We start from the raw sequence: 12,014 nt of genomic DNA, 5'->3' as shown, positions 1-12,014 counted from the left end.
CGCGCGCGGGGCCTGAGCCAGGCGCAGGTCGCCCGGGCCTGCGGCGACGCCGGCACGCGCCTGCCGGGCAATCTGACGGCGCGGGCCTGCCGCGGCGTGAGCAGCGTCAGGGCCGTTCCCACCCCGCCGAGGCCGCCGGTCCCGCCGGTCCCGCCGCGCAGCCGCAACATCGTGGTCGCCAGCAGCGGCCGGTGATCAAAGGCCCCGCTCCGGCGGGGCCTTTTCGTTTCAGCCCTTCAGCGGAAGGGCGGGCCGGATGTGCAGTTCCTTGTACTGACGCTCGGCCGCGTCAGACGGGGCGCTCATCAGCAGGTCCTGGCCCTGCTGGTTCAGCGGGAAGGCGATGACCTCGCGGATGGCGGTCTGGTTGGCCAGCAGCATGACGATGCGATCGATGCCGGGGGCCAGGCCGCCGTGCGGCGGCGCGCCATAGCGGAAGGCGTTGAGCATGCCGCCGAACTGCTCCTCGACCACCGAGGCGTCATAGCCGGCGATCTCGAAGGCCTTGAGCATGATCTCGGCCTTGTGGTTCCGGATTGCGCCCGAGCACAACTCATAGCCGTTGCAGACGATGTCGTACTGGTAGGCGAGGATGTCGAGCGGGTCCTTGGTCTGAAGGGCCTCCATCTCGCCCTGCGGCATCGAGAAGGGATTGTGCGAGAAGTCGACCTTCTTCTCTTCCTCGGACCACTCGAACATGGGGAAGTCGACGATCCAGCAGAATTTGAACTCGTCGTCCGAGATCAGGTTGAGGTCCTGCCCCAGCTTGGTGCGGGCGTTTCCGGCGAATTTGTAGAACACCGACGGGTCGCCGGCGGCGAAGAAGGCGGCGTCGCCCTTGCCCATGGCCAGCGACTTCATCAGGGCGTCGGTCGCCTCGGCGCCGAGGTTCTTGGCGATCGGGCCGCCCCAGGCGCCCTGGTCCTCGGACCAGAAGATGTAGCCGAGGCCGGGCTGGCCCTCGCCCTGGGCCCAGGAGTTCATCCGGTCGCAGAAGGCGCGCGAGCCGCCGGTCGGGGCCGGAATGGCCCAGACGGCGTTCTTCGCATCCGCGGCGAGGATCTTGTTGAACAGGCCGAAGCCGCCGTCGCGGAAATGGTCGCTGACGTCGGACATCTCGATCGGGTTGCGCAGGTCCGGCTTGTCGGTGCCGAACAGGGAAATGGCCTCGCGGTAGGGGATGCGCACGAAGGGATAGGGATCGACCGTCTTGCCGTCGGCGAACTCCTCGAACACGCCGTGCATGACGGGCTCTATCGCAGCAAAAACATCCTCTTGCGTGACAAAGCTCATCTCAACGTCGAGCTGGTAGAACTCCAGCGAACGGTCGGCGCGCAGGTCCTCGTCGCGGAAACAGGGGGCGATCTGGAAATAGCGGTCGAAGCCGGAGACCATCAGCAGCTGTTTGAACTGCTGCGGGGCCTGCGGCAGGGCGTAGAATTTGCCCGGGTGCAGGCGCGAGGGCACCAGGAAGTCGCGCGCGCCTTCCGGCGAGGAGGCCGTCAGGATCGGGGTCTGGTACTCGAGGAAGCCCTGCTCGACCATGCGATGGCGGATCGAATGGATGACCTTCGAGCGCAGGACGATGTTCTTGTGCAGGGTCTCGCGCCGCAGATCGAGGTAGCGGTGCTTGAGGCGCAGCTCCTCGGGGTACTCCGGCTCGCCGAAGACCGGCAGGGGCAGTTCGGCGGCCTCTGACAGGACCTCGACGGCGGCGACGCGGATCTCGATCTCGCCGGTCGGGAGGTTGGGGTTCACCACCGCGGCCTCGCGGGCCACGACCTCGCCGTCGATGCGGATGACGCTCTCGGCGCGCAGGCGTTCGACGGCCTCGAAGCCCGGCGTCTCGGGGTGCAGGACCAACTGGGTCAGGCCGTAGTGGTCGCGCAGGTCGACGAACAGCAGGCCGCCGTGGTCGCGCTTGCGGTGCACCCAGCCGGACAGACGGACGTTCGATCCGGCGTCGGCCAAACGGAGGGCGCCGCAGGTGTGGGAGCGGTAGGCGTGCATGAGCGGTTCGTCTTGGAATACGGGCCGAAGAGGCCTCAAATCGGGAGGCCGGAAGGGCGCATTATCGCCCCCGAAAGTCAAGGCTGGAGGCCGTTCCGCCGGCGCCGGCTGAACCCGAAGGTAGACTCCGGCCCGAAAAAAACACGGTGTATCTCGTCTACCTCGTCTACCCATCCCTGCCCCCTGGCGGCCGACCGGGACAGTATGGCCGACCGGTGCGTCAGAATCGGACGCATGCGACGGGGCGATGCATCCACAAGCAGGGAGGGTCTGTGCACCGCCGATCCGCCCCGGAGAGGAGACAGGCCGCCAGCTCTGCTATGATGAACGGGATGACCGCCCGCTCCTCACCCCCCGACCAGATGCGCCTGCCGCTGCAGCGCGACCTGCCCGAGGGCGCGGAAGGGTTCGTGGTCTCGGACAGCAACCGGGCGGCGGTCGAGGCGCTGGCGGACTGGCCCAATCTGATCGGCGGGGTGATGGCGGTCCATGGTCCCGAAGGCTCGGGCAAGAGCCGGCTGGGGCAGATCTGGGCCGAGCGGGTCGGCGCGACCGCGTTGCACGGGGCCGAAGCGGCGCTGATCGATCCGCTGGAGCTGGAGGGTCGGCCGGTGCTGCTGGACCGGGCCTGCGACGCCGACGACGAGACCCTGTTTCACCTGATCAACCTGGCCCAGTCGCCGGGCGGGGCCCTGCTGCTGATCGCGCGCGAGCCGCCGTCGGCGTGGTCGTCCGCCCTGCCCGACCTGCGCTCGCGGCTGGACGCCGTCCGCACCGTCGCGGTGGAGGCTCCGGACGACGCCGTGCTGGCGGCCATGCTGGAGGCGCGGTTCGCCGAGCGCGGCATCCGCCCGGCCGGGGACGTCATCCCTTATCTGCTGCGGCGCATCGACCGGTCGGCGGCGGCGGCGGCTGATGTGGTCGAACGGCTGGACGCCCTGCACCGGCCGGTGACGCGGGCGCTGGCGCGGGCGGTGGTCGAGGGCGCGCCGGAGAGCGGGGAGCTGTTTGAGTAACGACATCCCTTCTCCCCTTGCGGGAGAAGGTGGCCGAGCGGGAGCGAGGACGGATGAGGGGTCGCGCGGGAGGGGCCGGAGAGACCCCTCATCCGCCCCTCCGGGGCACCTTCTCCCGCAAGGGGAGAAGGAAAGGGTTCACAGCCCCAGCTTGGCCTTCAGGATGTCGTTGACGGCGGCCGGGTTGGCCTTGCCGCCAGTGGCCTTCATGACCTGGCCGACGAACCAGCCGAGGGCCTGGGGTTTTTCGGCGACGGCGGCGGCCTTGTCGGGGTTGGCGGCGATGATGTCGTCGATGGCCTTTTCGATCGCGCCGGTGTCGGTGACCTGTTTGAGGCCGTGCTTCTCGACGACCTCGGCCGGCGAACCCTCGCCGTTCCAGACGTGGTCGAAGACCTCCTTGGCGATCTTCGACGAGATGACGTTGGTCTCGATCAGCTCGACCAGCTGGGCCACATGGGCGGCCGGGACCGGGCTCTGGTCGAAGTCCAGATCATTCGCCGCCAGGCGAGCCGACAGCTCGTTGGTGACCCAGTTGGCGACCAGCTTGGCGTCTCGGCCCTTGGCGGCGGCCTCGAAATAGTCGGCCTTGGCCTGTTCCGAGATCAGCACCACGGCGTCGTACTGCGACAGGCCGTAGTCGGCCATCAGCCGGCGGCGCTTGGCGTCGGGCAGTTCGGGCAGGTTCGCCTTGATCTCGTCGATCCAGGCCTGCTCGATCTCGAGCGGCAGCAGGTCGGGGTCGGGGAAATAGCGATAGTCCATCGCCTCTTCCTTGGAGCGCATCGAGCGGGTCTCGCCGGCCGTCGGGTCGTAGAGGCGGGTCTCCTGATCGATCTTGCCGCCGTCCTCGAGGATCTCGATCTGGCGCCGGGCCTCATAGTTGATGGCCTGGCTGATGAAGCGGAACGAGTTGATGTTCTTGATCTCGCAGCGCGTGCCGAGGTGGCTGAAGTCGCCGGTCGCCTTGTATTTGGCGTACTGGCCTTCGCGGCAGACGGACACGTTCACGTCGGCGCGCAGATTGCCCTTCTCCATGTCGCCGTCGCAGGTGCCGAGATAGATCAGGATGGTGCGGATCTTCTTGACGTAGGCGACCGCCTCTTCCGGCGAGCGGATGTCGGGCCGGGAGACGATCTCCATCAGGGCCGTGCCGGCGCGGTTCAGGTCGACATAGGACTCTGTCGGCGACAGATCGTGGATCAGCTTGCCCGCGTCCTGTTCCAGATGCAGGCGCTCGATGCCGACGTTGAAGAAGGAGCCGTCCTCGGCCTCGACCTCGACGACGCCCTCGCCGACGATCGGGTGATAGAGCTGGCTGATCTGATAGCCGGTCGGCAGGTCGGGGTAGAAATAGTTCTTGCGGTCGAACTGGCTGCGCCTGTTGATCTGCGCATTGAGGCCGAGGCCGGTGCGGACGGCCTGTTCGACGCAGAGTTTGTTCAGGGTCGGCAGCATGCCGGGGAAGCCGGCGTCGACCAGCGAGACCTGCTCGTTGGGACCGGCGCCGAAGCCGACGGCGGCGCCCGAGAACAGTTTGGCCTTGGACGCCACCTGGGCGTGGATCTCCAGCCCCATGACGATTTCCCACAGGCCGGTGCGGCCCTGGATGAGTTTGGAGGGGGAGACCGGTGCGTCAGTCATAGAGCTTCCAGTGAAGATGCGTTCTGAGGCGGTGGAGATGCTTGCCCCAGTGGATTTGGTAGGAGAACCGAAAATGCCAAGCGGCGTCTTCGACGCTGACATTCTCCGCGCGCCATTTCGCTTCTGCGAGGTCGCGACAGATGTCCATCAAGTCATCGATGGCGTCAGCCAAAAGCGGTTCAGAGCGTTCGGCAAAAATTGGGTCAACATCGGCGTAGTAGCCAAGTTCGGGATAGGCTGCCCCGATCCGATCATAGCTCGGGTGAAACTCGGCCTCTGGCGGCAGATCATCCTCGCCCGGCTCAGTCAGGGGCGCGGTGTTGTAGGTGGCGACTAGAGAATCCAGCGCCACAGCCAAGTCGCCCAGCCGCGTTTTTTCATCTCCGCCATCAAGGGCCAAGTCGGTGAAGCGGCCGATTTGCGCCTTCGCGCCCGCCCACCACGCCTGAGTGGTCACCACCACTTCTCCGGTTTCGCGACGAACCCCGCCGCGTCTTCCAGCGCGCTGGCGACCTGGAACACGGTCGCCTCGTCCAGCGCCTTGCCGATGACCTGGAGGCCGAGCGGCAGGCCGCCCTTGTCGAGGCCGGCGGGGACGGAGATGCCGGGCAGGCCGGCGAGGTTGGCGGTGACGGTGAAGATGTCGTTCAGATACATCTGCAGCGGGTCGACCTGCCGGTCGCCGAGGGCGAAGGCGGCCGAGGGGGTGGAGGGTGTGAGGATGGCGTCGACGCGGTCCCAGACGGCGTCGAAATCCATGGCGATGCGGCGGCGGACCTTGAGGGCGCGGACGTAGTAGGCGTCGTAGAATCCGGCCGACAGGACGTAGGCGCCGATGGTCAGGCGGCGCTGGACCTCCTTGCCGAAGCCCTCGGCGCGGCTGGTCTCGTAGAGGTCGGTCAGCGAGGTCGCGCCCTCGGCGCGGTGGCCGAAGCGCATGCCGTCGTAGCGGGCCAGGTTGGACGAGGCCTCGGCCGGAGCGATGATGTAATAGGCCGGCAGGGCGTATTTGGTGTGCGGCAGGCTGATCTCGACGATCTCGGCGCCGCCGGCCTTGAGCCAGGCCACGCCCTGGTCCCACAGGGCCTGGATCTCGGCGGGCATGCCGTCGACGACGTATTCCTTCGGCACGCCGATGCGCAGGCCGCGGACGCCCTTGTTCAGGGATCGGGTCCAGTCGGGGGTCTCGACGTCGAGGCTGGTGGAGTCCTTCGGGTCGAAGGAGCACATCGAACGCAGCAGGATGGCGGCGTCCTCGACCGTCTTCGCGATCGGGCCGGCCTGATCCAGCGAACTGGCGAAGGCGACCATGCCGAAGCGGCTGGCGCGGCCGTAGGTGGGTTTGACCCCGACCGTGCCGGTGAAGGCGGCGGGCTGGCGGATCGAGCCGCCGGTGTCCGAGGCGGTGGCGGCCAGGCAGAGGTCGCCGGCGACGGCAGACGCCGAGCCGCCGGAGCTGCCGCCGGGGGTCAGGTCGGCGTTGGAGGCGCTGGACTTCCACGGATTGACGACGGGACCGAAGGCGCTGGTCTCGTTCGACGAGCCCATGGCGAACTCGTCCATGTTGAGCTTGCCCAGCATGACCGCGCCGTCGCGCCACAGGTTGGCGGTGACGGTGGACTCATAGGGCGGAACGAAGCCGCGCAGCATGTTGGAGCCGGCGGTGGTCTGGACGCCGTCGGTGCAGAACAGGTCCTTGATCCCCAGCGGCGCGCCTTCGAGGGCGCCGCCCTCCCCCTTGGCCAGCCGGGCGTCGGAGGCGCGGGCCATTTCGAGGGCCTTGTCCGTGGTCTGGACGACATAGGCGTTCAGGCGCGGATTGGCGGCGTCGATGTTGGCGACGAAGGCTTTCGTGATCTCCTCCGAGGAGAAGTCGCGGGCCTTGAGGCCGTCGAGGGCCGCTTTCAGCGTGAGCTTGGTCAGGTCGGACATTCTATTCGACCACCTTGGGCACGACGAAGAAGCCGTCGGCGGAGCGCGGCGCATTGGACAGGACGTCGGCGACCTTGTTCCCGTCGGTGACGACGTCGTCGCGCAGGCGCAGGGGCTGGTGGACGTTGGAGGTCATCGGCTCGACGCCCGTGACGTCGACCTCGTTGAGCTGCTCGATCCAGGCGAGGATGCCGTTCAGCTCGGCGGCGAGCGGCTCCAGCCGGTCTTCCGGGGTCTTGATGCGGGCGAGGTGCGCCACCCGGCGCACGGTCGCGGCGTCGATGGCCATGCGGCCCTCCACAGTTATGAGGTCCTGGCGGAAACCAGAACGGGCGGGATTAGCGTTCCGGTCCCGCTTTCACAAGGATTCAGACGTCGCGGCGGGCGCTATTGCGCCGGCGTGACCGTGACCTCGGCCGGGGGCGAGCCGTCGGCGGCGATGGGCCAGCCGACGATGACCCGGCGGGTGCGGCTGCCGATCCGGCCGGACGCCTCGTCCATCATGCTTTCCTCCAGCTCCAGATCGACCCGGCCGGCCCGCTGCGACAGGATCCGGTAGTCGAGCACGTCGCCGATGCGGAACACCCGCCAGCCGTCCGCCGCGCCCTGGAAGAAGGCCACGTGGGTGTAGAGGCCGTTCATGGCCGGGTCTCCGCCGGCCGTGCCGAACAGTTTGGCGGCAAGCGGTCCCTGCCCCGCCAGCTCGTCGAGGCGGACCACGGCGGCGGCCGACTGCAGGGCGGCGTCGGTTTCGGGCTGGAGCGTGACGGCGGGGCCCGAGGCGGCCAGCGGCGCGACGGCGGCGACCGGCGCCGGCTGCTCGGCCGGGGGCACCGCCTCCTTGCGGGTTTCGACCCCGGAATCGCAGGCGGCGAGCCCGACCAGGGCGGTGAGGAACAGAAGCGGCTTCATCGGACGACCCTCCTCGTCAAACGCCCGCGAAGCTTTGCACTTTGACTCGGGCTCGCGCCAGTCCTACCGGCAGGCCGTGACCGTCATGACCCTGGAACAACTCGCCGCCTCCACACCCCCGGGCACGCCATGGCTGGGGCTGGATCTCGGCGAGAAGACCATCGGCGTGGCCGCGTCGGACGCCACGCGGATGATCGCCAGCCCGCTGGTGCTGATCCGCAAGACGAAATTCACCGACGACGCCGAGGCGGTGCTGAAGGTGATGGACGGGCGCAAGGCGTCGGGGCTGGTGATCGGCCTGCCGCTGAACATGGACGGCACGGAGGGGCCGCGGGCCCAGTCGTGCCGCGCCTTCGCGCGCAATCTGCAGCGCCTGCGCGCCGTGCCGTGCGCCTTCCAGGATGAGCGGCTGTCGACCAGCGCGGTGGAACGGTTCCTGATCGAGGAGCTGGACCTGAATCGCAAGCGGCGGGCCAATGTGGTCGACCGGACGGCGGCCGCGTGGATCCTGCAGGGGGCGCTCGACCGGCTGAGGGACGCCGCCGCCCGATGAACGGACTGCTCGCCGGGATCGTGCCGGTGTTCGCCATGATCGCGCTGGGCTGGGGCCTGAAGGTGCGCGGGCTGCTGGCCGACGACGGCTGGCGGGCGGTCGAGCGGCTGACCTATTTCATCTTCTACCCGGCCTTTCTCGTGCCGGCGGTGTGGGGCGCGGACTTCAGCGCCGGCACGGCGGGACCGGTGGCGCTGAGCACCATCGGAGTGTCGTTCGTGGTCGCCGGACTGACGCTGGCCGCCAAGCCGCTGATCAAGGTCAGCGACCCCGGCTTCACCAGCGTGTTCCAGGGCGTGATCCGCTGGAACGGCTTCGTCTTCCTGCCGGTCGCGGGGGCGGTGTTCGGTCCCGCGGGTCTGGGCACGGCGGCGGTGGCGTTCGGGGTGCTGGCCCCGGCGCTGAACGTGATCTGCGTGCTGGCGCTGGCGAGATGGGGCGCGGGCCAGGGCGGCGGCTGGCGACTGGCGCTGCGCTCGCTGGCGCGCAATCCGATCATCTGGGCCTGCGGCGTCGGGGCGATGCTGAACCTCGGCGGGCTGGAGCCGCATCCGCTGATGGAGGGCGTGTTCGCGATGATGGGACCGGGGGCGATCGCCCTGGGCCTGATCACGGCCGGGGCGGGGCTGAGTTTCCGCTATGCGGCCGCGCGGCCCGTGCTGATCCTCACCATTTCGGCGATCAAGCTGCTGATCCTGCCGGTGGCGATGTTCTATGTCTGCGGCTGGCTGGGCGGCGACCGGACGGCGCAGGGGATCGCCCTGCTGGCCGGCGCGGCGCCCGGAGCGGCGGCTTCCTACGTGCTGGCGCGGCAGATGGGCGGGGACGCGCCGCTAATGGCCGGAGTGGTCGCTTTCACCACCGTCGCCAGCGCCGCCACCATCCCGTTGCTGCTCGCGGCCTTCCGTTTCCTGTGAGTCCGCCCTATAGCCGGGCCTCGATGACCCAGCCCGCCGCCGTCACCGACCTGATCCACGAGCGGCTGGCGCCGTTCCCCCGCGACCATTTCCTGTCCGCAGGCGATCTGAACGCCGCGACCGTCCCACCGTTGCTGGACCTCGCCGACGCCTTCGTCGACTTCAACCGGCAATCGTCGAAGTCGCTGGACCTGATGCGCGGGCGCACGGTCATGAATCTGTTCTTCGAGAATTCGACCCGGACCAGCGCCTCGTTCGAGATCGCGGCCAAACGGCTGGGTGCAGACGTGACGGCGCTGTCGCCCCGCACCTCGTCGACGGCCAAGGGCGAGACCCTGATCGACACGGCGGCGACCCTGAACGCGATGAAGCCGGACGTGCTGGTGGTGCGCCACGGCGCCTCGGGCGCGGCGGCCCTGCTGTCGCAGAAGGTCGGCTGCGCCGTGATCAACGCCGGCGACGGGCGCCACGAGCATCCGACCCAGGCGCTGCTGGACATGCTGAGCCTGCGGCGGGCGTTCGGCGACGTCGGCGGGCTGTGCGTGGCCATCTGTGGCGACATCGCCCACAGCCGGGTGGCGCGGTCGAATGTGGCCCTGCTGTCGATGATGGGCGCGCGGGTGCGGCTGATCGGGCCGCCGACGCTGGTCCCGGGCGACGCCGACCGCTGGGGCTGCGAGGTGTTCCACGACATGCGCGAGGGGCTGCAGGGCGTCGATGTGGTGATGATGCTGCGTCTGCAGCTGGAGCGGATGGAGGGGGCGCTGGTGCCCTCGACCCGCGAGTATTTCCGTTTCTGGGGCCTCGACCGGGAAAAGCTGGCCTGGGCCAAGCCGGGCGCCAAGGTGATGCATCCGGGGCCGATGAACCGGGGCGTGGAGATCGACTCGGACGTGGCCGACGACCTGACCGTGTCGCTGATCCAGGATCAGGTCGAGATGGGGGTGGCGGCGCGGATGGCGGTGCTGGCGGCCCTGTCGGCGCGGCGCGAGGGAGGCGAGGCATGAGCGCGCCTGGCGCCAGGACCCTGGCCATCCTGAACGCGCGGCTGCTGGATGCGGCGAGCGACTACGACGGCCCCGGCGCGGTGCTGGTCGAGGACGGCCGGATCGTCGAGGTCATTCACGGCGCGGGAGCCGCAGCGCCGGCGGGCCTCGAGGTCGTCGACGCGGGCGGGTTGTGCCTGTCGCCCGGCCTGATCGACATCCGGGTCAAGACCGGCGAACCGGGGGCCGAGCCCAAGGAGACGCTGAAGTCGGCCTCGCTGTCGGCGGCGGCGGGCGGGGTGACCACGATCGTCATCCAGCCGGACACCGATCCGGCCATCGACGACCCGGCGATGATCGAATTCATCCAGCGGCGCGGCGCGGCGCTGGGGCTGGTCAACGTCCGGGCGGCGGGAGCGGCGACCCAGGGACGCGACGGCAAACGGATGGCCGAAATCGGCCTGATGGACGAGGCCCGGGCGCTGTATTTCACCGACGTCGACCGGGTCATCGCCGACAGCCGGATGCTGCAGCGGGTCATGAGCTATGCGGCGGCGTTCAACGCCCTGATCTCGTGCCGGCCGGCCGATCCGTGGCTGAGCGAGGGGGCGGTCGCGACCTCGGGCGAACTGGCGACGCGGCTCGGCCTCGCTTCCGTGCCCGCCATAGCGGAACGCATCCAGCTGGAGCGCGACCTGGCGCTGGTCGAGCAGACCGGGGCGCGGTTCCTGGTCGACCAGATCTCGACCGAGGGCGCGCTGGAGACGCTGGCGCGGGCCCGGGCCAGGGGGCTGGAGGTGGCGGCCTCGGTGTCGATCAACCACCTGTGCTTCAACGAGATCGACATCGGCGACTATCGGACCTTCTACCGGATGGACCCGCCGTTGCGGCCCGAGAGCGACCGGCAGGCCCTGATCGAGGCGGTGCGCGACGGGCTGATCGACGCCATCACCAGCGCCCACGCCCCGGCCCCGGCCGAGGACAAGCGCCGGCCGTTCGCCGAGGCGGCGCCGGGCGCCGTGGGTCTGGAAACCCTGCTGCCGGCGGCGCTGTCGCTGCACCACGAGGACGGACTGGACCTGCTGGACGTGCTGCGCCCCCTGACCCACGGCCCGGCGACCCTGCTGGGGCTGGAGGCGGGGGAGTTGTCCGCCGATGCGCCCGCCGATCTGATCCTGTTCGATCCCGGCGCGCCGGTGGTCATTGACGCCGATGCGCTGAAGTCCAAGTCGAAGAACTCGCCCTTCGACGGACGCCGTCTGCAAGGGAAGGTCTTGCTCACCGTCGTCGGCGGACGCATCGTCCACGACGCACGCTAAAGGGGAGCGAATCACTTGCAGGATCTGGTCGGCCCGGCCCTGGGGACGCTCGCGCTGGTGGCCGCGGGCGGCTATCTGCTGGGCTCCATCCCGTTCGGGGTGATCCTGACCCGCGTGGTGACCGGCGAGGACGTGCGCGCCATCGGCTCGGGCAATATCGGCGCGACCAATGTGCTGCGCACCGGCCGCAAGGACCTGGCCATCGCCACCCTGATCCTGGACGCCGGCAAGGGCGCCGTGGCGCTGCTGATCGCGCGGGAACTGTTCGACAGCGAGGTCGCGGGGGCGATCGCCGGCGGGGCGGCCTTCCTCGGCCACCTGTTCCCCGTCTGGCTAGGCTTCAAGGGCGGCAAGGGCGTGGCGACCTTCTTCGGCCTGCTGCTGGCGGCGGCCTGGCCGCTGGGGCTGCTGGCCGGGGCGACCTGGCTGATCGTGGCGGCCCTGTTCCGGATCTCCTCACTGGCGGCGCTCGTCTCCTCGGCGGCCGCGCCGCTCTACGCCCTGCTGCCGCTGGCGGCGCTGGGCCTGCCCGCCCCCGCGCCGATTCTCGTGCTCGCGGCCTTCACCGCCGCCCTGATCTGGGTGCGGCATCATCAGAACATCGGCCGCCTGCTCAAGGGGGCCGAGCCGCGCATCGGGGCCGGGAAGGCGTGACCCACCGGGCGCCGCTGCCGGAGACGGAGCGGTTCGCCCGGCTGCGACTGGCGCGCACCGACCGGGTCGGC

At 69.5% G+C, this 12,014-nt stretch carries 12 protein-coding genes and 1 pseudogene; 7 read left to right on the top strand and 6 right to left on the bottom strand.

The window, feature by feature from the left end; genetic code table 11:
* Positions 1-195: pseudogene (locus RDU12_RS06180) on the top strand (pentapeptide repeat-containing protein); the annotation flags it as partial.
* A 33-nt stretch (positions 196-228) separates the two neighbouring features.
* On the opposite strand, the gene aspS reads toward RDU12_RS06180, so the two are convergent.
* Positions 229-2,010, bottom strand: a complete 1,782-nt coding sequence (gene aspS, locus RDU12_RS06175; RefSeq protein ID WP_300292881.1) for an aspartate--tRNA ligase — start codon at positions 2,008-2,010, stop codon at positions 229-231.
* Positions 2,011-2,342: 332 nt separating this feature from the next.
* Here aspS and RDU12_RS06170 point away from each other — a divergent pair, with 332 nt between their 5' ends.
* Positions 2,343-3,026, top strand: a complete 684-nt coding sequence (locus tag RDU12_RS06170) for a chromosomal replication initiator DnaA (RefSeq protein ID WP_308684272.1) — start codon at positions 2,343-2,345, stop codon at positions 3,024-3,026.
* Positions 3,027-3,164: 138 nt separating this feature from the next.
* Here RDU12_RS06170 and gatB read toward each other — a convergent pair whose 3' ends face one another.
* The 5 genes from gatB to RDU12_RS06145 all read right to left on the bottom strand — a co-directional run bounded on the left by gatB (position 3,165) and on the right by RDU12_RS06145 (position 7,514).
* Positions 3,165-4,670, bottom strand: coding sequence for an Asp-tRNA(Asn)/Glu-tRNA(Gln) amidotransferase subunit GatB (gatB, locus tag RDU12_RS06165; RefSeq protein ID WP_300291682.1), 1,506 nt, complete (start codon positions 4,668-4,670; stop codon positions 3,165-3,167).
* Positions 4,663-5,127 carry a DUF5063 domain-containing protein gene (locus RDU12_RS06160; protein WP_300291680.1) on the bottom strand — a complete coding sequence of 155 codons (465 nt, stop codon included), beginning with the start codon at positions 5,125-5,127 and terminating at the stop codon, positions 4,663-4,665. Before RDU12_RS06160 ends, gatB begins: the two co-directional genes overlap by 8 nt.
* Positions 5,124-6,602, bottom strand: coding sequence for an Asp-tRNA(Asn)/Glu-tRNA(Gln) amidotransferase subunit GatA (gene gatA, locus RDU12_RS06155; protein ID WP_300291678.1), 1,479 nt, complete (start codon positions 6,600-6,602; stop codon positions 5,124-5,126). Before gatA ends, RDU12_RS06160 begins: the two co-directional genes overlap by 4 nt.
* A 1-nt stretch (position 6,603) precedes the next feature.
* Complete coding sequence (gene gatC, locus RDU12_RS06150; protein WP_300291676.1) at positions 6,604-6,891, bottom strand: Asp-tRNA(Asn)/Glu-tRNA(Gln) amidotransferase subunit GatC; 288 nt, start codon at positions 6,889-6,891, stop codon at positions 6,604-6,606.
* A 98-nt stretch (positions 6,892-6,989) separates the two neighbouring features.
* Positions 6,990-7,514, bottom strand: a complete 525-nt coding sequence (locus tag RDU12_RS06145; RefSeq protein WP_308684271.1) for a hypothetical protein — start codon at positions 7,512-7,514, stop codon at positions 6,990-6,992.
* A gap of 76 nt (positions 7,515-7,590) precedes the next feature.
* On the opposite strand from RDU12_RS06145, the gene ruvX reads away from it, so the two are divergent.
* Genes ruvX through plsY form a run of 5 tightly spaced genes read left to right on the top strand, consistent with a single transcriptional unit; the run spans position 7,591 to position 11,943 of the window.
* Positions 7,591-8,067, top strand: coding sequence for a Holliday junction resolvase RuvX (gene ruvX / locus RDU12_RS06140; protein WP_300291750.1), 477 nt, complete (start codon positions 7,591-7,593; stop codon positions 8,065-8,067).
* On the top strand, positions 8,064-8,984 hold the full coding sequence (locus tag RDU12_RS06135; protein ID WP_300291748.1) for an AEC family transporter: 921 nt from the start codon (positions 8,064-8,066) through the stop codon (positions 8,982-8,984). Before ruvX ends, RDU12_RS06135 begins: the two co-directional genes overlap by 4 nt.
* 23 nt (positions 8,985-9,007) lie before the next feature.
* Positions 9,008-9,991 carry an aspartate carbamoyltransferase catalytic subunit gene (locus tag RDU12_RS06130; protein ID WP_300291745.1) on the top strand — a complete coding sequence of 328 codons (984 nt, stop codon included), beginning with the start codon at positions 9,008-9,010 and terminating at the stop codon, positions 9,989-9,991.
* The gene (gene pyrC / locus RDU12_RS06125) at positions 9,988-11,289 is read left to right on the top strand and encodes a dihydroorotase (protein WP_300291743.1); all 1,302 of its coding nucleotides are present in this window, start codon (positions 9,988-9,990) and stop codon (positions 11,287-11,289) included. Before RDU12_RS06130 ends, pyrC begins: the two co-directional genes overlap by 4 nt.
* A 15-nt stretch (positions 11,290-11,304) precedes the next feature.
* Positions 11,305-11,943 carry a glycerol-3-phosphate 1-O-acyltransferase PlsY gene (gene plsY, locus RDU12_RS06120; RefSeq protein WP_300291741.1) on the top strand — a complete coding sequence of 213 codons (639 nt, stop codon included), beginning with the start codon at positions 11,305-11,307 and terminating at the stop codon, positions 11,941-11,943.
* Positions 11,944-12,014 lie beyond the last annotated feature (71 nt).

The sequence above is a fragment of the Brevundimonas sp. genome (genome assembly GCF_031082345.1).
Lineage (GTDB): Bacteria > Pseudomonadota > Alphaproteobacteria > Caulobacterales > Caulobacteraceae > Brevundimonas.
The sequence above is the reverse complement of the archived record's forward strand: the minus strand, read 5'-3'. Positions and strand labels throughout refer to the sequence as shown.

Coding starts and splice junctions, on each gene's coding strand:
- aspS (WP_300292881.1), bottom strand. CDS start 2,010: ATGCACGCCTACCGCTCCCACACCTGCGGCGCCCTCCGTTTGGCCGAC.
- RDU12_RS06170 (WP_308684272.1), top strand. CDS start 2,343: ATGACCGCCCGCTCCTCACCCCCCGACCAGATGCGCCTGCCGCTGCAG.
- gatB (WP_300291682.1), bottom strand. CDS start 4,670: ATGACTGACGCACCGGTCTCCCCCTCCAAACTCATCCAGGGCCGCACC.
- gatA (WP_300291678.1), bottom strand. CDS start 6,602: ATGTCCGACCTGACCAAGCTCACGCTGAAAGCGGCCCTCGACGGCCTC.
- gatC (WP_300291676.1), bottom strand. CDS start 6,891: ATGGCCATCGACGCCGCGACCGTGCGCCGGGTGGCGCACCTCGCCCGC.
- RDU12_RS06145 (WP_308684271.1), bottom strand. CDS start 7,514: ATGAAGCCGCTTCTGTTCCTCACCGCCCTGGTCGGGCTCGCCGCCTGC.
- RDU12_RS06135 (WP_300291748.1), top strand. CDS start 8,064: ATGAACGGACTGCTCGCCGGGATCGTGCCGGTGTTCGCCATGATCGCG.
- RDU12_RS06130 (WP_300291745.1), top strand. CDS start 9,008: ATGACCCAGCCCGCCGCCGTCACCGACCTGATCCACGAGCGGCTGGCG.
- pyrC (WP_300291743.1), top strand. CDS start 9,988: ATGAGCGCGCCTGGCGCCAGGACCCTGGCCATCCTGAACGCGCGGCTG.